The sequence below is a fragment of the Erythrobacter sp. W302b genome (assembly GCF_046452395.1).
In the GTDB taxonomy this organism is placed as follows: Bacteria; Pseudomonadota; Alphaproteobacteria; order Sphingomonadales; family Sphingomonadaceae; genus Erythrobacter.
The window spans coordinates 72,288-92,144 of record NZ_JBKFDH010000002.1; the positions used below are offsets into that span (position 1 = coordinate 72,288).

The following is a 19,857-nucleotide window of genomic DNA, read 5'->3' on the forward strand; positions in this document are numbered from 1 at the left end:
CCGCGCGCGATCCCGAAAGCGGCATGTCGGCTTTGCCCTGATCGTGAAAAATTTCTGCCGTTCAGCTATCGACCCCTAAGCGGTCATCGCTTTGCGTGACTGGCTTCCACGCGCATGATCTGCACCGCATGACGCCGTGGCTTCACACTAACGGCAAAACTCGATGCTCTTTGGCGAACCCAAGCATTCCCCCATTACCGAGGGCGAGGCGCTGATGCTCTCGCTCTGGGCACTGATCGCCGCCGACGAACCCGTACACAGCCGCGCTTTGATCGAAGCGCTGGTCAGCGAGGCGGCCGCCGCCCCGATGCAGGCGGCGATGGTGCGGGCGGCAGCGTGCTTCCATGCGGTCGGGCTGGCACCGGTCGGGCGCATCGCGGTGCGCTCGGCGAGCCGGGCGGGCGAGTGATGTCGGGCACAACAAATTGCGATTGACTCGCAAATGATAGGTTGTATTGCACGCTGCAATTCATTCTCAATAGGCACTGGGGCAATGAGCAGAACAATAACGGGGGCTTCGATGCTTGCGCTCGCGGTGGCGCTCGCCGCTTCGGGCCAACCTGCGCGCGCAAACGGCAATGACACCGGGGAGCAGGAACGCGCCCAAGGCGAGCAGATTGTTGTGACCGGGCGCCGGGCTGAGGGGTTTTCCGCGACCGATCAGCAGACCGCGACCAAGACACCGCTTGATCTTCAGGAAACGCCGCAGGCAGTTTCGGTTATCACCCGAGAGCTGCTCGATGCCCGCTTTCTGCGCGACCAATCTGCAGCGCTTGAACAGGCGGCAGGCGTAACGGTGTCCGGCGGACCCGGCCCGTTCGCCGGGCGTCCGGGGCGATTTGCGCAGCGTATCATCTTCCGCGGCGTGACCTTGGACGGCGAGGCGGGGACGCGCGAAGATGGTTTCGCGGTTCGCTCGGATCGCTACAGCCCTGACCTTGCAGTCTATGAACGGATTGAGGCGGTCAAGGGGCCGGCTTCGGTGTTATATGGGCAAGGCGAGGCTGGCGGTTTTCTCAACCGTGTCCGCAAACTACCGACCGACGTGCCGAATTACGAGGTTTCGGCTCTTGGCGGTTCGTTCGGCGTGCTGCGCGCGGAGGCGGATCTGGGCGGAGGCTTGACCGAAGGGATCAGCGGGCGTGTCGTCGCGGCCTATGAACAGGGCGACAGCTTTGTCGACGAGGTGGAGAGCAACGTGTTCGTCATCGCGCCGAGCGTGAATGCGCGCCTTGGCGACACAACCAACCTGCTCGTCCACTTCAGCTACCAGCGCGACCGCCACGTTCCCAACCCGGGCACGCCGCTGATCGAAGTAGATGGCGAGTTTGTCCGCCCTGATCTGCCGTTCCGCCAGTTCAACGCGGTCGCACCGGATGTCGACCTCAACGGCAACGATGTTTATGTTGCCACGGCGCAGCTCGACCAGGAAGTGGGCGACGATTGGCTTGCGACCCTGCGCCTCAACTACAACAACATCGACAGTCGCTCGTTCGAGGATCGCTATGGTTTCGCCTATCTCGATGGCGGCGACACCTTCATCTACAGTTCGGTCGACAACAGTGCGGCAGAAACCCTTTCCGGTGAGCTGCGGATCGGCGGCAAGATTGGGGTGTTCAGCGAGGAAGATCACCTCTTGATCGGCGCTGACGGTGTGATCGACCGCGAGGATCGCCAGTTCTCCTACAATTATTTAGGCATCGGTAACTTCCGGAACGCCGACTTCGGCACGTTCCCAGCGCTACGACCAGAAGAGATTCAGGATAATCTGCGCGACACGCTGTTCGATCGCAGGGCGTTGGGACTCTATGCGCAGACCATCCTGTCGCCAGCGCAGGGGCTGAAGGTGATCGTTGGAGGTCGCGTCGACTTCTACGAGCAATCGCTTGAGGACAACCTTACAGGCGACATTCTGAGCGAGCAAAGCGGCAGCGCATTCACCGGACGCGTCGGCGCGGTTTACGAGATCACGGACAGCATCAATGCCTACGGCACCATCGCGCAGTCGTTCATCCCGACGACCGCGCGCGACGTCAACGACAACATCCTCGCTCCGGTTGAGGGATTGATCTACGAAGTCGGCGCCAAGGGCGAATGGCTTGACGGTCGCCTTACGTTGACGGCGTCGCTTTTCCGGCTTGACCGCGACAATGTGCCGATCCCCGACCCGGGAAACCCCCGCTTCAACATCTCTGCTGGCACGCAGCGCAATCAGGGCCTCGAGCTTGAGCTCAACGGCGAGCCGGTGCCGGGCTGGAACCTGAGCGTGGCGGCGACCGCGCTCGATGCCGAATATATCGAGCAGGACGACCCCAATTTCGGCAACCGCCCGCGCTTCACCACCCCGTGGCAGGCCAGTTTTTTCTCGACCTATGAGGTGCAGGACGGCCCCCTCAAGGGCTTAGGCTTCGGCGGCGGCTTGTTCACGATCGGCGAGCGCGCGGTGCTCGACAATAACGATGCCCGCGCTGCAGGGCACACGCGGGTGGACGCCACTCTTTTCTACAACGGGTTCGAGAATATCGAGCTGGGGGTGTTCGTCAGGAACCTGTTTGACGCCCGCTACATCGAGTCTCCGATTTTCGACGTGCGCCTCAGCCAGCTCGGCGCGCCGGCTTCGGTCCTGTTCAGGATCAAGACGAGGCTCTGACCATGTCGTCTGCCCCGATCGCAGCCGGTGGCACCGGGCGAAGTTCGCTTCTTAGCGAGGTGCAAGCTGCGCTCGATGCTGGCGATCCGAGGGGTGCCTTGGCTTTGTGCGGGACCGTACCTGCGGCTGATCCTGCACATTGCGATGCCCGAAGGCTCGCGGCGATGGTTCATGCTGCGATGGGCGACACCTCGCTGGCAAGGTCCGAGCTTGAACATCTTGCCGAATTGGCTCCGATGGATGCGATGACATGGCTTGATCTCGGCCGTGTGCTTGGGATGGCTGGAGCCTGGGAGGACGCGCTCGCAGCATTCCGCCAATGCCTGACCTGCAATCCGCAATGCGCCGACGCGTGGCACAATCTGGGAGTCGCCCTGCGGCATTGCGACGACCCGATAGAGGCGTTCGCCGCATGGAAGCGGGCGATCACGATCCAGTCTGACCGAGCCGACACCTATCTCGCGCTTGGTGGCTTGCTGACCGCGACCGGTCAGATCGACGATGCGTGCATCTGTTTCGAACGTGCCGCGCGCATTGATCCATCGCTGCCGCAGGCGCGGGTCCGCGCTGCCACGGTCACATCGATGCAGGGTGATGTCGAGCAGGCTGCGGCCTTGTTCCGACAATCGCTCTCTCTGGACGCTGGCAACGCCGAAGGGTGGTTCGGCCTTGGCCGCTCGTATGAGGAGCTCGGGCGGGCCGACGAGGCGCGCAGGTGCTACGGAGAAGCCCTGCGCCTCGAGCCCGAGCACCCGCTCGTGCTGATGCATTGCCTCGGCCTTGGCGGCGACTTGCCGGAGCGGGACCTTGCCGAGCGCAGCCGAACGCTCGCCGAAGCCGAAGCCACACCAACGGCCTCACGCTCCCTCATCGCCTATGGGCTTGCGAAATATCATGACCGGCGCGGCGACTTCGGCACCGCCGCGCATTTCGGCACGCTTGCCAACGCGGCACGGCACGCCGAGGCAGGGCCTTTCGACCGCGAGAAACTTGCCGCACGGGTCGATGCGATGATCACGACCTATGATGCGCCATTCTTTGCTGCACGGCGCGGATGGGGCCATGCCAGCGATGCGCCGGTATTCATCGTCGGGATGCCCCGATCGGGAACCACACTGGTCGAACAGATTATCGCCGCCCACCCCGCAGCTCATGGGTCAGGCGAGATTCCCGATCTTTCGCGGATCGCAGGCGAGGTGGCCGGCCCGCTGAGCAAAGCCTGGGAGGCAGCCGCGAGTCTGGAGGAGCGCCGTGCCGATCACGGTGCCCGAACCTATCTCGCAGCGTTGTTGCGCTCACACGAGGGTGAGGCCCGACGCGCGACCGACAAGTCGCCATTGAATTTCTTCCATCTGGCGCTCGCTGCCTTGTTTTTCCCTAATGCCCGCGTGATTCACTGCGAGCGTGACTTGCGCGATAACGCCATGTCGATCTGGCTCGAGAATTTTTCGCCCGATCAGCGCTGGTCCACGAATTTGAGTGACATAGCCGCCTTCGCACATGAAAAATCGCGCCTCATGCAGCACTGGAAGGATGTCTTGCCGCTGCCCATCCTGACCTTGCGATACGAAGAGACGGTGGCGAACATCGAAGCTGCGACACGGCGCATTGCGGATTTTCTCGGGCTCGAATGGCATTCGGCCATGCTGGACTTCCATCAGTCCCGGCGCGCGGTGCAGACCCCCAGTCGCTGGCAGGTACGCCAACCTGCGCACACACGATCCGTGGGTCGCTGGAAACGCTACGTCGAGCACCTGCCGGAACTCGAGCGTCTGGGGCATGGCACAGCGGGTCGAACGCAATGATGCGGCCGCTTCTCGTATGGCTGCACCGTTACGTGGGACTTGCGGTTACCGCCTTTCTGGTGATTGCCGGGCTCACCGGGTCGGCGATAGCTTACTACTATCCCCTCGACGCTGCCCTCAATCCGCAGCTTTACCAGGCGGCTCCGCCCGCTCCGCAGGCCGCACCTCTCGATCCGCTCGAACTGAGAGCCCGCGTCGAAGCGCAGCTGCCTGAGGCCTGGGTGCATTTTGCGCCGCTCAACATCGAGCCAGACCGGACGGTCGTGTATTACGTCGAGGGAGCCGTCGATCCCGTTACGGGCGACCACCGACCGATCCCGGCGACTGAAATCTTCGTCAATCCGTATGACGGAACCATTCAGGGTGCGCGCCTTCCCGGCGATCTTTCCCAGGGCATAGCGCTGAACCTGATGCCGTTTCTGTACAAGCTGCACCACACGCTCGTCATCCCCGGCCAGGCAGGCTCACTGATCATGGGTGTCGCCGCGTTGCTGTGGCTGGTCGACTGCTTTGTCGGGCTGGCGCTGACCCTTCCGCGGCGTGAAGTCGCAACGGGCTCGGCCCGCAACAAGGCATGGATCGCGCGGTGGTCGAAGGCGTGGACCGTGCGTTGGCAGCGGCGCCTCTATCCCTTCTCTTTCAACCTGCACCGGGCGCTGTCGCTCTGGTTATGGGCTGTTTTACTGGTGTTTGCTCTATCCTCGGTCGCGCTGAATCTGCCGCAGGTCTACCGTCCCGCGCTCGAGAGCCTGTTCGAGACCCGCGATCATTATGCAGGCGATCCGCCGGTCGCCAACGAGAGCGCAACCCCGCCTATCGCGTGGGTCCGAGCACGCGAGATTGGCGCGTCGCTGGCAAGGGAGCAGGCCGATATTCGTGGGTTCACAATCGTCGAACCACGCACTCTCATCTACGACCCGCATACCGAGACGTTTCGCTACGTCTTTCGGAGTGAGCGTGACATCATGCAGCTTTACCCCTCGACCACGGTCTTCTTCGATGGGCGAACCGGTGCGTTCAAGCGGTTGAGCCTGCCCACCGGGCAATACAGCGGCAACACCATCACGCAGTGGCTGCAGGCGCTCCATTATGGTGATGTGTTCGGTGGTTTCTATCGCGCGTTCGTGGCTTTGCTCGGGTGCCTGATCGCGATCATCGCAGCGACTGGCGTCGTGATCTGGTGGAAGAAGCGGCGAGCGCGAAAGGCTCGCACCGCCACGGCTGTCTCCAGTTCCTTGACCGGCAATCTGGCACCAGCGGAATGATTACCGCGTGTCCATGTGGCGAGGCACGCTCGCTGGCGCCCGGTCCACGATAGATGCGCGCCGCCCCGCTCTGGATCGCGGCGGCGCTCGGCTGCCCGGCGGCGGTGAGTGCGCAAGAGGCGGGCGAGCCGCCGCCGGTCGATATAGACACCTCCACCCAGGCGAGCGGCGCGCCGCCGATCGGCGATGCCGACAACGCCTATGGCCTGCGCGTCGGGAACGAGGAGATCGGGCTTTATGATACCGGGAGCATCCGCGGCTTCGCCCTCGATGCGGGCGCCAATTACCGGCTCGACGGAGCCTACTTCGCCTTCTTTGCCGAGCGGTCGGGACGCGTCGACTCCTCGGCCGCGATCCAGGCCGGGCCGAACCTCTTCGCCGCGCGCTTTCCCTCGCCCACCGGGGTGGTCGATATCGGCACCGACAACGAGGCGACCCCGCGCCGCAACCTGATCCTGCGCGGCGATGGCTTCGGTTCGGTTGAAGCGATCGGACGCATCGCGGTGCCCATCGGCGGCGGCACGATCTGGGGCGTGGGCCAGCTCTCGCGCCTCGACAACTGGCACGGCGGGCGCGATGCCTTCAGCTATGGTGCGGTCGGTGGCGCGGTCGAACGCGGGTCGTGGCAGGTTCGCGGCGGGGCATCGCTGGGTCATTACCGCGACATGACGGCGCTTGCCGTCTTTCCCGCCGCCGCGCCCGCCGACCTGCCGACCTTCCGTCCTGGCGATGCTGCCGCCCCCGATTGGGCCGCGACCGAGGGCTGGGAGCTGCTCAGCTGGGGCCAGATCGAGCGCCGCCTGGGCGATGGCTGGACCGCCCGCCTCGCGCTCGCCTATGGCACCTTCACCACCGAGCGCGAGGCCTTCGTCTTCCTCGATCGGGTCGATGCGAGCGGGCAGGGGACGCTGGGCGCGAGCGTGTTCGGCGCAACCAGCGGATCGGCGATGTCGGGCGAGGCGCTGGTCGAGCGCCAATGGGACGCGCCCCACGGCCCGGCGCGGATCAGTTTCGCGATCATCGGGCGCGACCAGCACTCCGATCTCGCCAGTGCGGATGATATCACGCTCGGCCCGGCGCGGATCAACGACCGCGCGAGCCCGGCCGACCCGGGCCCGCCCTCCGGCATCGCTGCGACGGACCTCATCCGCGAAGGCCGCCTTGCCGCTTCGGCCAGCTTCCCGCTCACCCGCTGGCTGCTGGTCTCGGGCAGCGTGCAGCGGGTGCACTACACCAAGGACTACACCCCGGCGGGCGAGGCGACGCCGCAGCGCACCGATCGCGAATGGGCCGGGCACCTCGCCGCGACCGTCGCGGTGGCGGAGCGGCTGTCGTTCTATGGCGCGTGGGTCACGGGGCTGGAAGAAAGCGGAAGTGCGCCCGCCATCGCAGTGAATGCCAACGAGACCCTGCCCGCCCTGCGCGCCAGCCAGCGCGAGGTGGGGGCCAAGTGGAAGGTGACGCTCGGTGCCACGCTGCTGGTGTCCGCCTTCGACATCACCAAGGGCGCGCCGGGGTTCGATACTGCGGGCCGCTGGGTGCTCAATGGCACGCGTCGTCATCGCGGGATCGAGGCCTCGCTGGTCGCGCCCATCGGTCCGGTGCAGGTGGTGGCGGGCGCGCTCTATCTCGACGCTGCTATCCGCGAGGCGGGAGGCTCGCGCGCCGAGGTGGTCGGGCAGCCGCGCTGGCGCGGGTCGGTCAATGCGCAGTGGCAAGCGACGCCAAGGCTTGCGGTCGATGCCGGTGCTTACATCCTCGGCGATGCTCCCGCGCGCCGTGACGGCACGACCACCGTTCCGGCACGCGCGGACCTCTCGCTCGGGATCACCTGGGCGCTCGGCAGCACCGATACCGCGCCCACCCTGCGGATCGCGGGCAGCAACCTGCTCGATAATCGTGGATGGGACGCAAACGACGACGAGAGCCTCACGCCGATCGAAAGCCGCGCGCTAAGGGCCTCGCTGGCTTTTGCTTGGTGAGGGCTCGCCAACAACCCTGGCGCATAACACGCGCTGATCTGGTTCTCACCGAGCCAAGCTTAAGCTACTCAGGGTGTTGCGACCAACCGTCAGGAATCCAATCCATATGAACGAGCTCATGAAATCCTTCGAAGGTCTGTGCGAGAGCGGCGGCCTCAGAATGACGGCGCAGCGCCGGATCATTGTCAGGTGCCTTTCCGAGAGCAGCGATCACCCCACCATCGAGGAGCTTCATGCCCGAGCTCAAAGTGCGGACCAGAGCATCTCGGTCGCAACCGTTTATCGGACCATGAATGTGCTTGAAGAGGTTGGGCTCATTGAGCGGCACGATTTCGGAGGGAGCAAAGCGCGGTTTGAGCCAGCTCCCGACGCGCACCACGATCATCTGATCGACGTTACCAGCGGCCAGGTCATCGAATTTGTCGATCCGGAGATCGAACAGCTGCAACGCGCGATCGCCGCCAGGCTGGGATATCGCTTGGTGGACCACAAGCTCGAACTGTTCGGTGTGCCGCTGAAGGTGGATCAGTCAGGCTCGCAATAGTCAGATGCATTCCTCATGGTCTTTGCCGTTCGAAAGTTTACTGCGGGCCCAAGGCTCGCATCGCGTGCAGAGCGGCTTGATCAGGGCGGCAGATACGGCGCGTCATCTACGGAGCCGTATAAGTTCCGCACGGTGAGGCAAGCAATGGGACCAATTGCCCGGCCAGAAAGCTACAGGCAGCACTGCTGCCGGCAAGGGCGGACGGCTTGTTGTTTGCCTCGGAGCTCACCGTCATCATAGGGGTTCCGAACCGGGCCAGGCACACAGAAGAGGAGAGATTTTTCCGCATGCCCGGCCCGGCCGGTGCTCGCAGGGCCCTGACCTGTGCCGCGAACCATGCCCGCAGTGCAGGTGATGCCCGAGGTCTGCATCGCTCTGCACCGGGGCTTCCGCAGAGGCTGGAGGACATTCAGCCTGCGCGGAATGGAGAGACCGCACCGTTCAGTCCTGTCCGCCCCACGAGCGAGGGGTGGTTGTCAGCAACTGAGACAACCTAGGCAAAAGTGCCTCCCTCGCGCGCTTGACGCTGCATCTCGAGCACGGCGAGCTCAAGGCGGTCCTGCAAGTGCCGCGCACGCTGGGTGTATTCAGCGCTAGGGAGCTTTCGGGCGTGGAGCTCACTCATCATTCGCGGCAGATTCCGGGCGATTTCCCGCTTCACCGCGAAGGGGGCGAGCGTACTATCGAGGCCCTCGAGCAGGGCTTGAGCGGCAACGGTCAACAGCCGAAAGGCAGCCTCCTGATCATTACGCATGACATGGTTGCGCGAAGCATTGGAAGCTGAAACGATCAGCATCGAAACCGCGTCCGCTGCGAGGCCTCCGCCCACGAGGGCCTGCTCGAACTGCGTTTTAGCTCGTGAGAGCGCGTGCGCATAAGGCTGCCGGGCATCGTCATGCCTGCGTGCGGAGAAGAGTTCGTTGGCGTGTTCGGTCAGCAGCGCCCATTCGTCACCGAACGGGCGCACTTTCGGCAGTTCGATCCTCTCTGGCCTACCCACGATCAGCGCCTTACGCTGACGGCCGCCAACGACCGAACGGAATGCCGATCATGCTGCGCCCACCGGTCACAAAGGATGCGGGCAGCCAATATCGTGGCTGTCACCGCCGGAATTGTGGCGGCGAGCCAGTCAAAATAGGGATGGGGGTGCATGATGACCGAGGCGATTGCGGAGATTGGTTCGTCAGGATTGAGGGTGCTGGCAAAGCCGGTGAGGAAGGTCATTGTCACTCTCAATTAATCGCTATTGCGAATCACATGCATCTAACAGTTAGGCTGTTTCTGGGCTCCTGGCAACAGGGTGGGGCAGGGCCATCCTGTTCAGCGGATGCATGGCGGGTAACCTCAAGCGGCTGCTTGGCTGTCAGCTTCACCAAAGTGCGCTGATGGCCCCATTGTTCAAACATTGCCCTTCGCGAACCGCGTCCGGCGGCCTTGGCGAAGCGGTCGAATGCCGGGCACATCCGCGGGAGGAAACGGAGGAGCTGCCAAGGGGTCATCCCGATGACATGGAGCACATCCCAGGCGGGAAAGCCCGGCGATGAGTAGAGCACTTCGCGCTCCTCGAACCCCATGAACCGGGCAACGAGGCCCCTGTCCCACAGCGAGCGCATCGCCGGGCCAGATACCTCGGATTGGCAGCGGTAATAGTCCTCCCGCGCTGCCGGATCGCAGGATACATACTCGATCCACTGGATCATTCGCTGCTCAGCTGCCCGGCCATTGTGCTTGGCGAAAAGCATGTCGAGCCCCGGTTGCATCGTCATCAGCGCGAGCCGCCGCAAGGTCTCTGGCCGCGCATCCAGCAGATGCTCGGCACCCGCCTCGAGCGCAGAGGCGTTGCCAAGGATGAGCGCCGTTGCGGTCCAGTCCACGCCATTGTGCGACGCACGGTCGTGAGTGAGAGGCAGAATGGTGCAGGCATCGCTCATAGATTGTGTCGCGCGGCTCAGCACGGAAATCGGGTCGCCCGCGATCGCGAATGTCGCCACCAAAGCGCGCTGGGGAGCGATAAGCCTTCCAGTTTCTGGCTGCCTTGTGCTCACATGCGGCGGCGGCGTCTCGGCCATCTCCCTATCCCTCCGCTGAACCGCGGCGTTCTGCCGTGATAGCAAAGGGGCAGTCCTGCGAATTAGCCGCTGCCGCCTGAAGCGCGTAAATGCCATGGTCGACCTCGATACCCATCGCATCGCACAGGCACCGTGCGGCCCAGCTGATCGCGCCCGGCAAGCCATGCGGGATCGCCCGTGTTCCGCGCCCCGGCTGTAGCATTGGGGCCTGGCGCAAGATCCCGATCAACGCGCGCTCATCAGCCGTAAACTCCCGGTCGCCGGGCTTGCCGGGAGAAAGCCGTCTGCCGACTTGTCCTTCAAGCAGACAGAACAGGCTTGCGGCTGCTGCTGCGGTCTGATCGGCAAATCCGTGTGTCTGGGCCTCGGTGTGAATGTCCGGCATGACGGGCCGGCCGTTCGCACGCGCCGCCGACCACAACCGGAACAGCTGGATGAAGCTTGCGTCCTGCGATCCGGATGCGACATTTGTGGACATCGGGACGGAGCCCTTCTGTTGCGAGGCGTTCGCAATAACACAACTTACTTACTGGTGTCACGCACCAACTTGCTGGGGTCGGGTACAGGCGTGCCTCAGGGTATGGTTCTTGAGATGCGAACCTTGTTGTAACGATGTTATGATGCGTCGGCATGCACGCATGCCTGTGGCTGCCAAATCCTAACCCCGTCCGATCGCGGCGCTTGAAGGTGGCTCGCATGTCACCCTTACGCATCTGCGGCTCGGACATCGCCCGAATGTCGGCCTTGCAGGTCGTTGGTGGACTGCGCGAGGGTGGGCCCCGGCAACAATGCCGCTGCCGATGTCATTTTGTCGGAACTGTCATCCAAAGTTGACAAGACGCGTTAGGGTGTGCATTAAAGTTGGCATGCTGGAGGTTCGTCGCACCGCCGAGTTCCTCGATTGGCTGAGAGCGTTGCGGGATGTGCAGGCGCGGGCCCGGATCGCCAAGCGGATCGATCGTGTTGTCATGGGCAACTTTGGCGACACCAAGCCGGTTGGCGAGGGGGTGAGCGAATTGCGCTTTACCTTCGGGCCAGGGTACCGGGTCTATTACACCCGGCAGGGGGATATCGTGGTGATCCTTTTATGTGGGGGCGACAAAGGCTCGCAGGAACAAGACATCGAGCGGGCGAAAGCCTTGGCGAAGGAGATTTGACAATGGGAGTCGAAACCAAGGTCTGGGACGCGGCCGAAGTGCTCAACACGCCGGCGGACATCGCGGCCTATCTCGATGCCTATCTCGAGGATGGCAGCGCTGAAGAACTGCTTCGAGCGCTGAACACTATCGCCCGGTCGCGCGGTATGTCGGCACTTGCGCGGGATACCGGCATCAGCCGTGAGGCGCTTTATAAGGCGTTCAGCGATAATGGAAATCCGACACTCGACACGCTACTGCGGGTAATGAAAGCTCTTGGTGTGCGACTTGCCGTCGCAGCTTGATCGGCGCGATGGGTCACATCATTGGAGCATGGTAAAGCACTTCGATCCCTACGACTTCATCATCCGGCTCGAAGGTCAGATCCTCGGGATTGAGCCGGTTATCAGCCGGTCGCTGGAATTGCCGCGCGACCTCAACTTCGCGCAATTGCACGAGGTGCTGCAGGCGGCCTTTGGGTGGACCGACAGCCATTTGCACCAGTTCATCGTGGGTGGGTTGGTCGTCGGCGCTCCCGAATACCTCGAAGAGGATGCCGATGGCCCTCTGGTGATCGAGGCGACCGAGGTGCGCCTGCGCGACCTGCGATTTCCTTATGGGCGCGATGCGCAGCTCGAAATTCTCTATCAGTATGACTTCGGAGATAACTGGCAGCACCGGCTCATCTTGACGCCAATGCCGCAAGCGGAAGGCGTCAAATATCCTCGCTGCATTGCCGGATCGCGCAGCTGTCCGCCGGAGGATGTCGGCGGAGACATCGGCTATGAATCCTTCCTTGAGGCGTGGCTTGATCCTGACCATGAGGAGCACGCCGACAATCGGCGCTGGGCGGGACGCAAGTTTGATCCGGAGCGCTTTGATCTTGAGGCGACGAACCGCGCAATCACGCGAGGCTTGCGCGTAAGTCGCGGCGATTATCGGGCGCGATAACTATAGTCGACGGCGCAGCTGTGAAAGAAGCTGCTCCACAAGCGCGCTGGACACAGTTTACATGGACAGTTAAGGTATCGGTATTTACATAATGTATGTTATCAATCTGGAAGATTGTAAGCGCAATTTAGAAATGTCACCCTCCGCAAGTTAGAGATGTCACACCTGTGGCGTTTCGTGGTCCGAGTGGCATGTCTTCCTGCATTGCGGGAGGACGCGCTTATGACGGTGTTGGCTATTTGCCATGGCGAGCTTACACGATATGACACGTTGCGGCGGTTCGAGCGCGGCGAGCTGAGGATCGAAGATGCCGTAATGCTGCTCGGCGTAGGTCGCCGCCAAGTATATCGGCTGCTCGGCCGGCTCCGTAGAGATGGACCTGAAGGCCTTGTGTCCTCGAAGCGCGGTCGCCCAAGCAACCGTGCTTTCAAAGCTGAGATGCGCACCAACGTTCTCAGTCTGGTGCGTGAGCACTACCATGATTTCGGACCCACACTCGCCGCTGAGTATCTTGCCGAGCGCCACGAGATCAGGATTTCGCACGAGACGCTGCGTAAGTGGATGATTCAGGATGGCCTTTGGAAGGATCGTGATGCGCGCCGGCCGCGCCCCTATCAGCCGCGTTATCGGCGGGACTGCCGCGGTGGGCTGATCCAGGTTGATGGTTCAAAGCACTGGTGGTTCGAGGATCGCGGACCTCAGAGCACGCTCTTGGTGTTTATCGATGATGCGACCAGCGAGCTGATGCACCTGAGGATGGTCGAGAGTGAGAGCACCTTTGCCTACATGGATGCGATGACTGCCTATATTGAGGCGCATGGCAAGCCGGTAGCGCTCTATTCTGACAAGCACGGCGTGTTCCGCAACAACACGGCGTCGGCCAATGACGATGGCATGACCCATTTTGGGCGGGCGCTGGAGAAGCTCAACATCGACATCATCTGCGCTCACTCGCCGCAGGCCAAGGGACGGGTTGAACGCGCCAACGGCACGTTGCAGGATCGTCTGGTCAAGGCGATGCGGCTTGAGGGTATTGCGACCATCGCCGAGGCCAACGCGTTCCTGCCGGGCTACATGGCGCGGTACAATGAGCGCTTTGCCAAGGCGCCCTTTGATCCGCGCGATGTGCATCGCCCCCTCGCCCTGCATGAGGATCTCAAGGCGGCGATGGTCTGGCGTGAGCAGCGCACTGTGACCCGGGCGCTGACGCTGCATTACAACAAGATGCTGATTATCCTCGATCCGACCGAGGTCAGCCGGCCTCTGGCGGGCAGGCGGGTGGATGTGTGCGAGTATCCTGATGGCGGGCTGGAGATCCGGTACGGCGATGACGTTCTGCCCTATCGGGTGTTCGACAAGATCCGGCAGGTGAACCAGGCGGCCATCGTCGAGAACAAGCACCTCGATGCGGCCTTGGCGATGGCGAAGCTGATCCAGGAACAGCTGCCGCCGAGGAGACGCAACCTCAATGAGCCGAGCCGCCGATCGCAAGGCGCGCACATGTTCCCCGATCCGCAATCGTCACGAGAAGAACCGGTCAAGCGCAAGCGCGGTCGGCCTCCCCTTCCCCGGCTCACACCGATCGAAGCGGTGCGCCGCTAGTTGGAGAGCATGTGAGGGGGCCCGCTGCCTTCGCAGCGGGTCCGGGGTTCTTTGATCGCCAAGGCAGCGCACCAGCGGGGGCTGTACTCATAACAGTGTTGGCAACGAGGCATCGCTAGGTCTTACGGCACGCGGCGGAATCGACTGACTTACGCTCGCCAATTCAACGCCATCGCACAACAGTGCCGGTTCGCAACATTGCAGTGCCAAGATCGCGGCCATCGTTCAGCCTGCAAGACGCAACGACCCGACCGTAACTTTGATGCGAAGCACGGCAGCGCATTGGCGGTGCAGACACCTTTACGTGGCCAGTAGAAAGATTCCCCTTGGCCCCGCCCAGAAGAGCTACCAGAGCATCGCGGGCCTCGACCCCCGAGGAACGTGGACAAGGATGGCCTGCCCGACAAGTTCCGTCGAGTTCGCGTGCGGCAATGCTCCCCAATCGGATCCTAGGCCCTTCCGCGCACCAGATCGGACCGTCTCCATCCCAAACCGCAACCGGCGTGCAGATGAACGCGGCACTTGCGGCCAGCGTCAGTAAACTCATTCTGCGTGTCTTCCCCTCAAATACCAGCGCCAAACCCTGCCTTGTCGGTCTAACGCACACGCGGAGGCCACATCCGATCGCCACAAGCAACCCCGGTTCCAAGGTCTGCTAAGCAATTGGCCCGTGCAGTGATTTGAACATAGGCTTGAAATTGGAAGACTCTTGGTCCGAGCTGCCCCAGTTGGGGTAGCTGATCACGACAAATCATTGTAATTGGCTCGCCCCGCGCGAACTGCTTTGGATGCATCATGCGGAACGAACGGGGACTCAAATGGGAAAACGAAATCTCGCAATCGTTGGCACCCACCAAGACTATTTCGTGGATATGTATGACGAACGAATGGGCGAAAACCCATCAGTCGTTTTCGGATGCGCATCCCCGGAAGATGCCGCCACGAGTTATTTCAGGGACGTTTTTGAAAACTCAAATGCGCTCGTCCGCGAGGCAGTCATCGGCGTATGGCTAGCAAGTGAGGAGCCTGAGGTGGCCATCATTTTCGAGGCTTATGCGACTTTGACTCCCTGCATGGCGGCAGACGCGGAACCTGGCGAATTCGATATTGAGTTGGATGTGCGCCAACAGTCATAGTGTGCGGGACGCGCGCAGGCGGCGTGTGCAGCAGTCATGCCCGGGCAAAACACAGAGCATTGGTTGACAGTCGTGCGATATTCGATCAGGAATCTTCACGGTTTGACCCCCTTGCCTGCCGCCAAGCTAAATAGGTTTTGATCAATCCTTCAAACTGCCCGCGAATCCAGTGGTCAGATCGATTAAATGGCGACCGATACGACCCCCTGGAGTTCGTATGGCTATCCTACTGCCGACATCAGAGAATATTCGTCTTCTCAAAGCCACTCTCATGGGTGATTTTGAAATGCGCTCTGCGCATGCTTCTGAAGCGATTGCCGCTCTCATTGGATTTCGATCCAATGCGGCTTACTTGGCCACTTCCAATCATCTGCCCGATGTGACGGTTTACGAGGTGGATTTCGACGCATTTGAAGAGCGCTCAGTTCATCTGGGTTACGACAGAGCGTCATCTGAATTTTTGCGTTTCCTGTTCAAAGGGATCCCATGGCCTAACCCCGCTTGGAAAATGATCGACAAGCGAGATTCAGCCGCTCGCGATGCTTGGTTCTATGAGTGCCAACGCCGCAAGATACCGTTCTTGCACGCGGCAAAGGCAAGAAAATACTTCTCGGTCCATTGGGACCATATCAGCTTGGATTCTGATTATGACCAGATGATCAGACAGTCTGCCGACGGGGAAATGGCAAGGGTTCTGTTCCGAACCTATCAACTGATCGCTTCTGGCCTTGAGCCTAAAAGCTTTTTCGATGGCGGGGCCTTGGTGGGGGAGGTGACTGGCTTGTCTGAATCAAGCGCCCGGCAGATTGCAAATGCCTTCGCTCTCCTGCTTTTTCCTGGCAACGTGCAATCTGCTTTGGCGGCATAAGAAGATATTGGAAGCCGCGGAACCAGTGGCTTCCAATACGCCACAACTCCATCAGGCCGAAATTCTGAGCTCCGCTCGCGTCGTGCAACACGCCAGTGGTTCAAATCAGGCACGCTGCGGTGGACTTCATCATCGCCAGAAGCCGTCCTGTCTCTTGCCGTGCCGGTTGTCGTAATTCTCGCGCTGATCGTAGGCGCTCTTGCGGATACCCACCTCGACCCGCTGGCCGCCGACGTTGCGAATGTGGAGATCGCGCAGATCAACCTTGTTGCGCTGCGCCCAGTCCTTCGCCTCGCGCTCACTCCCGAAGGTCCCTGCGTCTTCGTAGTCAAATGCCATGTCTGTTCTCCTTCCTGATGATGATGTTGAAGGCCCGTTTCAGGGGCTTGGCCCGACCCTGTGCAACGGTAGAAAGGCATCGGCGCCCTGTTCCCCAGGAGGAGCCGCCCGCTTCGCCACCAGCCTGACAAAGGCGGCCGCGATCGTGCCCACCAGAACTGCGACAAGGATCACCAGACCTATCGCCACCAACTCGGCTGCCATTTTCTGGTTATCGAGGGCGGCTCGCAGATCAGCGCATCCCTGAACCCCGTGCGTATTGAGGTCGCAGACCACAAAGCTGTCCCCGCCAGCGGCACGCGCAATCTCCGAGAGCCCTGCCTCGTTTACCAGATTGCTCAGAGTCAGCTGCTGCGCGAAGTGAACTTCGAGCGTGTCTGAAGGCGGTTTGCCCGCTGTGGCATGGGCAATCTGTGTCACGATCTTCCTCCTATCGGCTGCGTTCGATGTTGCGTTCGGGAACGTCCAATTGCGGCGTTGCCCGAAGGCTCGCCGGATCGATCCGTGAGGCAGATGCTTGCCTGTCCTCGGGTGCCCTCAAATGATCGGGAATTGTGGGGCGGAACTCGCAAGCTTCGCGGCCGCTGCGCTTCGTCTCGACCTGCTTTTCGCCAAGGGTTTCGAGCGCGCTGGTCTTGTCGCCCGGATTGCGGTCGATCTGCGCCAGGAGCCGATCGCGGTCGTTGGTGACGATTGTGATGTCGTCGCGCACCCGGGTCATCATGACGAGCGCCAGACGCTGGTTTGACAAGTGCCGGGCTGATGAGTGCATCTCACCGATCGCCATGTCGCGGGTGTCGCCCTGCGCCTGATGCATGTTAATCGCATAGGCCAGCCCCAGGCGCTCGAGCATGCGGTCATTCTGCTTGAGTTCTACGGTCTCGCCTGCCTTGTTCTCGAGCGTGACGATCCCATCCCTGATTCCGAGGATCCTCGCCTCCTCGGACTTCATCAGCCCCCTGGCATCATCCTTTTCGGTCCAGCGGATCTTGTCGCCTTCGTAGATTGTCTCCTTGTGCTTTTCGGAGAGCCTCAAGGCATCGCGCTTGTCCGAAGGATCGATCGCCGCCGGATCGAATTTGATCAGCTTGCCGCTTTCATCGCGCAGCATGACCCGGCCCTTCGCGTCGATGCCTTCGACATCGTATCGGCCCCGAATAAGCCCTCCGGGTGCGTTCTGGCGCGTCACTTCGAGCAGCTGGCCCTTGCTGTAGGTCGAGGCGTAGCGCAGCTCCTCGCGCGTCGCATGGGCCGGTAGGAGCGTGGTCAGCCTCAGCCCTTCCCCTTGGATCGCCCCTTCTGCCTTCAGGCCCTGCTGGACCATCCGGTTGAGTTCGCCGCGCGCCGCACGTCCTGATGAGTAAATCGCGGTGCGCTCGCGATCGTCCGGCGACAGCTCCAGCCACTTCTGCGCGGTGACCTTGAGGTGTTCTGCGCCTGCTTCGACCAAACGCTCGCCGAGCGAGGCAAAGCTTTCCTTGAACATGCCGGCGCGCACCAGGCCCGCCGCTTCTTTCATGTGCTCGGTGCGCTGCCGCAGACTGGTGTCTATGCGAGCCATTGCGGGGTTGTCGGACTGGATCAGCGAAAAGCTCTTGCCCGCCTCGATCGGCTGTAACTGGGCGCGGTCTCCAATCATGACCAGCTTTTCAACCCCAAGCCGGTTGGCGATCGTGAGCAGGTCATTCATCGGCTTGTTCGCAACCAGCGACGCCTCGTCCAACACCAGGACTTTGCCGCGCAAGGCTCCGCGCGATGCCTCGAACTTCGGACCCGAGCCCGCAAGCGCGGGCCGCAGATGCTCATTCACAAAGGATGAGACGGTTCTTGCGGCGATTTCCTGCCTGACGACCTCTCCGTCTGGCCCGCGGATTTCCGTCCCGGTCCGAAGATCACTGACCATCTTGTTGGCAAAGGCGAGGCCGATCACCTCCCTTCCCTCCTGATGCGCCACGCTCGCAATTGCCGAGATGATCGTCGTCTTTCCGGCACCTGCGACACCCTGGATCACGACCGTGCGGTCCTTGCTGGCGAGCGCCAATGTTCCGGCGGCAATCTGCTCGGCGTTAAGGTCATGCGTGCCCGCGACTTGCCGCAGGCGCCCGGGGGCCTCGGCCGCTTCGATAATGGCCTGGCCTGCACCTTTTCCCGCGGCGACATTGGCCAGCGTTGCCCGCTCGATCTCGACATGTTCAGGTGTGGTGTATTTCTCGGGCCGGCCATCGAGCCTGCCGCTCTTGCCCTCAAGCACCCTCCCGTCGGCCACCAAGACGCCGATCCGTGCTTCCACCCCGTCAGCGGTCACGCCTTTTACGCCGAGGTCGAGCGCGGTCTTGACCAGGTCGCCCCGGGTCCAGGAGGTTTCGCGTTCGCCGATGATCCTGATCGCAGAAGCGGTTGCCATCTCAGTGCGCAGCTGCGTGGGCGTCAGGGTGATCCGTTGCAGGCCATTGGTTGTCAGTGTGTCCGCTGGCCGGGTGTAGAGCTTCACGCTGTCGCGGAGCACGCTCAGCGTTTCCTGCACCCGCTGAGGCGATCCCAATGGGCTTTCGCGCGCCTCCGAGCCGCTTTCCCGTGCCTGTTCGACCAGCGCCTTGGCATCGAACCCCAGCCCTGCAGCGCGCCGAGCCCATTCCTGCCTGAGCGCCAGCTTGTCGTCCGGATTCAGCTTGGGATCGCGGGTGCGCTTGGTGATTTCACGCAAGGCTTCTGTGTCGTTTGCGCTCTTCCCGAGTTTCTCGGCCGTCGCCAGAATGGTCAGGCGACGCTGGCTGAAAGCTTCGATCACATCGCGCGCCACGCCCTTGATCTCGAACTGGCCGTGCTTGCCCGTGATCTGGGTTTCGTAGCCGAGCTTCTCGAGGTTCGTCCGCAGCGCGGCGTTGTAGATGGAGCCAAGGACTGTGTTGTTCTTCCAGATCTCTCCGTTCCAAAGCGCCTTCCAGTTGCCAGCCTTGTCCTGCGTCATCGCAGCAATGACAGCATGGGTATGGTTCTGCGGGTCCAGCGCCCGGCTCGTGTCGTGCTGGAACAGGGCATAGAGGAGCTTGCCTGTGACCACGCCCTCGCCGTTGGCATTGCGTGATCGATCGCGGGCCTGCGCATAGTGCTTCTCGAGATAGGCCATGGTCGCCTTGACCGCGGCCAGCTGTGCATCGAGGATCCGCTTGTCTCCGCCCAACTGCGCCAGCAGGCTGGCCGATTTCGGCATGGAGAATGTGAGGTCTATCCCCGAGCGGCGGTTTGCGTTGCCATTTACGACCGTGTCATCGGGCAGTTTGCCATCGAGGACTTTTTCGAAGTCGTCCTTGGCAACGGGACCAGCAAGACCGAGTGCTTCGGCGCCCTTCCCGCCCCATTCGCTGAGCTCCGCAGGGCCATCGCCGACATAGTAGTCGTCCTTGGCGAAGTAGTTTGCGGCGCCGCCTGCTGATGCGACTGATGCGACCGAAAGCATCTCAGGCTACCCTTGCCTGTTCGCGCCGGAGCATCGGCCCTGCACATTGCGCG

Annotated in this window: 19 protein-coding genes; 12 read left to right on the plus strand and 7 right to left on the minus strand. The window is 62.1% G+C overall.

From position 1 onward, the window contains the following. The first annotated feature begins 163 nt into the window (after positions 1 to 163). The 6 genes from ACLBKT_RS14895 to ACLBKT_RS14920 all read left to right on the plus strand — a co-directional run bounded on the left by ACLBKT_RS14895 (position 164) and on the right by ACLBKT_RS14920 (position 8,246). Positions 164 to 409 (plus strand): hypothetical protein, encoded by a 246-nt coding sequence (locus ACLBKT_RS14895; protein WP_410183768.1) that lies wholly within the window; start codon positions 164 to 166, stop codon positions 407 to 409. A gap of 84 nt (positions 410 to 493) precedes the next feature. Continuing rightward, the gene (locus ACLBKT_RS14900; RefSeq protein ID WP_410183769.1) at positions 494 to 2,650 is read left to right on the plus strand and encodes a TonB-dependent siderophore receptor; all 2,157 of its coding nucleotides are present in this window, start codon (positions 494 to 496) and stop codon (positions 2,648 to 2,650) included. A 164-nt stretch (positions 2,651 to 2,814) separates the two neighbouring features. Further along, positions 2,815 to 4,455: a tetratricopeptide repeat-containing sulfotransferase family protein gene (locus ACLBKT_RS14905; protein WP_410183770.1), complete on the plus strand. Its 1,641-nt coding sequence runs from the start codon at positions 2,815 to 2,817 to the stop codon at positions 4,453 to 4,455. After that, entirely contained in the window at positions 4,452 to 5,720 is a 1,269-nt protein-coding gene (locus ACLBKT_RS14910; RefSeq protein ID WP_410183771.1) for a PepSY-associated TM helix domain-containing protein, read from the plus strand. Before ACLBKT_RS14905 ends, ACLBKT_RS14910 begins: the two co-directional genes overlap by 4 nt. A gap of 53 nt (positions 5,721 to 5,773) precedes the next feature. After that, positions 5,774 to 7,702: a TonB-dependent receptor domain-containing protein gene (locus ACLBKT_RS14915; protein ID WP_410183772.1), complete on the plus strand. Its 1,929-nt coding sequence runs from the start codon at positions 5,774 to 5,776 to the stop codon at positions 7,700 to 7,702. A gap of 106 nt (positions 7,703 to 7,808) precedes the next feature. Then, entirely contained in the window at positions 7,809 to 8,246 is a 438-nt protein-coding gene (locus tag ACLBKT_RS14920) for a Fur family transcriptional regulator (RefSeq protein ID WP_410183773.1), read from the plus strand. A 493-nt stretch (positions 8,247 to 8,739) separates the two neighbouring features. On the opposite strand, the gene ACLBKT_RS14925 is transcribed toward ACLBKT_RS14920, so the two are convergent. The 4 genes from ACLBKT_RS14925 to ACLBKT_RS14940 are packed head-to-tail and all read right to left on the minus strand — an operon-like array spanning position 8,740 to position 10,793. Further along, entirely contained in the window at positions 8,740 to 9,213 is a 474-nt protein-coding gene (locus ACLBKT_RS14925; RefSeq protein ID WP_410183774.1) for a hypothetical protein, read from the minus strand. Between the two features lie 35 nt (positions 9,214 to 9,248). Further along, positions 9,249 to 9,470 carry a hypothetical protein gene (locus ACLBKT_RS14930; protein ID WP_410183775.1) on the minus strand — a complete coding sequence of 74 codons (222 nt, stop codon included), beginning with the start codon at positions 9,468 to 9,470 and terminating at the stop codon, positions 9,249 to 9,251. A 29-nt stretch (positions 9,471 to 9,499) separates the two neighbouring features. After that, a complete protein-coding gene (locus ACLBKT_RS14935) occupies positions 9,500 to 10,315 on the minus strand; it encodes a hypothetical protein (protein ID WP_410183776.1) in 816 nt (271 codons plus the stop codon). A gap of 4 nt (positions 10,316 to 10,319) precedes the next feature. Then, entirely contained in the window at positions 10,320 to 10,793 is a 474-nt protein-coding gene (locus ACLBKT_RS14940) for a hypothetical protein (RefSeq protein ID WP_410183777.1), read from the minus strand. 388 nt (positions 10,794 to 11,181) lie between these two features. Here ACLBKT_RS14940 and ACLBKT_RS14945 point away from each other — a divergent pair, with 388 nt between their 5' ends. The 6 genes from ACLBKT_RS14945 to ACLBKT_RS14970 all read left to right on the plus strand — a co-directional run bounded on the left by ACLBKT_RS14945 (position 11,182) and on the right by ACLBKT_RS14970 (position 16,008). Then, positions 11,182 to 11,472, plus strand: coding sequence for a type II toxin-antitoxin system RelE/ParE family toxin (locus ACLBKT_RS14945; protein ID WP_410183778.1), 291 nt, complete (start codon positions 11,182 to 11,184; stop codon positions 11,470 to 11,472). A 2-nt stretch (positions 11,473 to 11,474) separates the two neighbouring features. Next, a complete protein-coding gene (locus ACLBKT_RS14950; protein WP_410183779.1) occupies positions 11,475 to 11,756 on the plus strand; it encodes an addiction module antidote protein in 282 nt (93 codons plus the stop codon). 28 nt (positions 11,757 to 11,784) lie between these two features. Then, positions 11,785 to 12,402 carry a plasmid pRiA4b ORF-3 family protein gene (locus ACLBKT_RS14955; protein WP_410183780.1) on the plus strand — a complete coding sequence of 206 codons (618 nt, stop codon included), beginning with the start codon at positions 11,785 to 11,787 and terminating at the stop codon, positions 12,400 to 12,402. A gap of 222 nt (positions 12,403 to 12,624) precedes the next feature. After that, positions 12,625 to 14,004, plus strand: coding sequence for an ISNCY family transposase (locus tag ACLBKT_RS14960; protein WP_410183781.1), 1,380 nt, complete (start codon positions 12,625 to 12,627; stop codon positions 14,002 to 14,004). Between the two features lie 818 nt (positions 14,005 to 14,822). After that, the gene (locus tag ACLBKT_RS14965) at positions 14,823 to 15,140 is read left to right on the plus strand and encodes a hypothetical protein (RefSeq protein ID WP_410183782.1); all 318 of its coding nucleotides are present in this window, start codon (positions 14,823 to 14,825) and stop codon (positions 15,138 to 15,140) included. A gap of 217 nt (positions 15,141 to 15,357) precedes the next feature. Further along, positions 15,358 to 16,008, plus strand: coding sequence for a hypothetical protein (locus ACLBKT_RS14970; RefSeq protein WP_410183783.1), 651 nt, complete (start codon positions 15,358 to 15,360; stop codon positions 16,006 to 16,008). 129 nt (positions 16,009 to 16,137) lie between these two features. Here ACLBKT_RS14970 and ACLBKT_RS14975 read toward each other — a convergent pair whose 3' ends face one another. From ACLBKT_RS14975 to mobF, 3 genes are read right to left on the minus strand one after another with little or no spacing between them, the layout of a single operon-like run. Continuing rightward, positions 16,138 to 16,347, minus strand: coding sequence for a hypothetical protein (locus ACLBKT_RS14975; protein WP_410183784.1), 210 nt, complete (start codon positions 16,345 to 16,347; stop codon positions 16,138 to 16,140). A gap of 39 nt (positions 16,348 to 16,386) precedes the next feature. Next, entirely contained in the window at positions 16,387 to 16,767 is a 381-nt protein-coding gene (locus ACLBKT_RS14980) for a hypothetical protein (RefSeq protein ID WP_410183785.1), read from the minus strand. Positions 16,768 to 16,777: 10 nt separating this feature from the next. Further along, positions 16,778 to 19,804, minus strand: a complete 3,027-nt coding sequence (gene mobF, locus ACLBKT_RS14985) for a MobF family relaxase (protein WP_410183786.1) — start codon at positions 19,802 to 19,804, stop codon at positions 16,778 to 16,780. Between the last annotated feature and the right edge of the window lie 53 nt (positions 19,805 to 19,857).

Coding starts and splice junctions, on each gene's coding strand:
- ACLBKT_RS14895 (WP_410183768.1), top strand. CDS start 164: ATGCTCTTTGGCGAACCCAAGCATTCCCCCATTACCGAGGGCGAGGCG.
- ACLBKT_RS14900 (WP_410183769.1), top strand. CDS start 494: ATGAGCAGAACAATAACGGGGGCTTCGATGCTTGCGCTCGCGGTGGCG.
- ACLBKT_RS14905 (WP_410183770.1), top strand. CDS start 2,815: ATGGTTCATGCTGCGATGGGCGACACCTCGCTGGCAAGGTCCGAGCTT.
- ACLBKT_RS14910 (WP_410183771.1), top strand. CDS start 4,452: ATGATGCGGCCGCTTCTCGTATGGCTGCACCGTTACGTGGGACTTGCG.
- ACLBKT_RS14915 (WP_410183772.1), top strand. CDS start 5,774: ATGCGCGCCGCCCCGCTCTGGATCGCGGCGGCGCTCGGCTGCCCGGCG.
- ACLBKT_RS14920 (WP_410183773.1), top strand. CDS start 7,809: ATGAACGAGCTCATGAAATCCTTCGAAGGTCTGTGCGAGAGCGGCGGC.
- ACLBKT_RS14930 (WP_410183775.1), bottom strand. CDS start 9,470: ATGACCTTCCTCACCGGCTTTGCCAGCACCCTCAATCCTGACGAACCA.
- ACLBKT_RS14935 (WP_410183776.1), bottom strand. CDS start 10,315: ATGGCCGAGACGCCGCCGCCGCATGTGAGCACAAGGCAGCCAGAAACT.
- ACLBKT_RS14940 (WP_410183777.1), bottom strand. CDS start 10,793: ATGTCCACAAATGTCGCATCCGGATCGCAGGACGCAAGCTTCATCCAG.
- ACLBKT_RS14945 (WP_410183778.1), top strand. CDS start 11,182: ATGCTGGAGGTTCGTCGCACCGCCGAGTTCCTCGATTGGCTGAGAGCG.
- ACLBKT_RS14950 (WP_410183779.1), top strand. CDS start 11,475: ATGGGAGTCGAAACCAAGGTCTGGGACGCGGCCGAAGTGCTCAACACG.
- ACLBKT_RS14955 (WP_410183780.1), top strand. CDS start 11,785: ATGGTAAAGCACTTCGATCCCTACGACTTCATCATCCGGCTCGAAGGT.
- ACLBKT_RS14960 (WP_410183781.1), top strand. CDS start 12,625: ATGACGGTGTTGGCTATTTGCCATGGCGAGCTTACACGATATGACACG.
- ACLBKT_RS14965 (WP_410183782.1), top strand. CDS start 14,823: ATGGGAAAACGAAATCTCGCAATCGTTGGCACCCACCAAGACTATTTC.
- ACLBKT_RS14970 (WP_410183783.1), top strand. CDS start 15,358: ATGGCTATCCTACTGCCGACATCAGAGAATATTCGTCTTCTCAAAGCC.
- ACLBKT_RS14975 (WP_410183784.1), bottom strand. CDS start 16,347: ATGGCATTTGACTACGAAGACGCAGGGACCTTCGGGAGTGAGCGCGAG.
- mobF (WP_410183786.1), bottom strand. CDS start 19,804: ATGCTTTCGGTCGCATCAGTCGCATCAGCAGGCGGCGCCGCAAACTAC.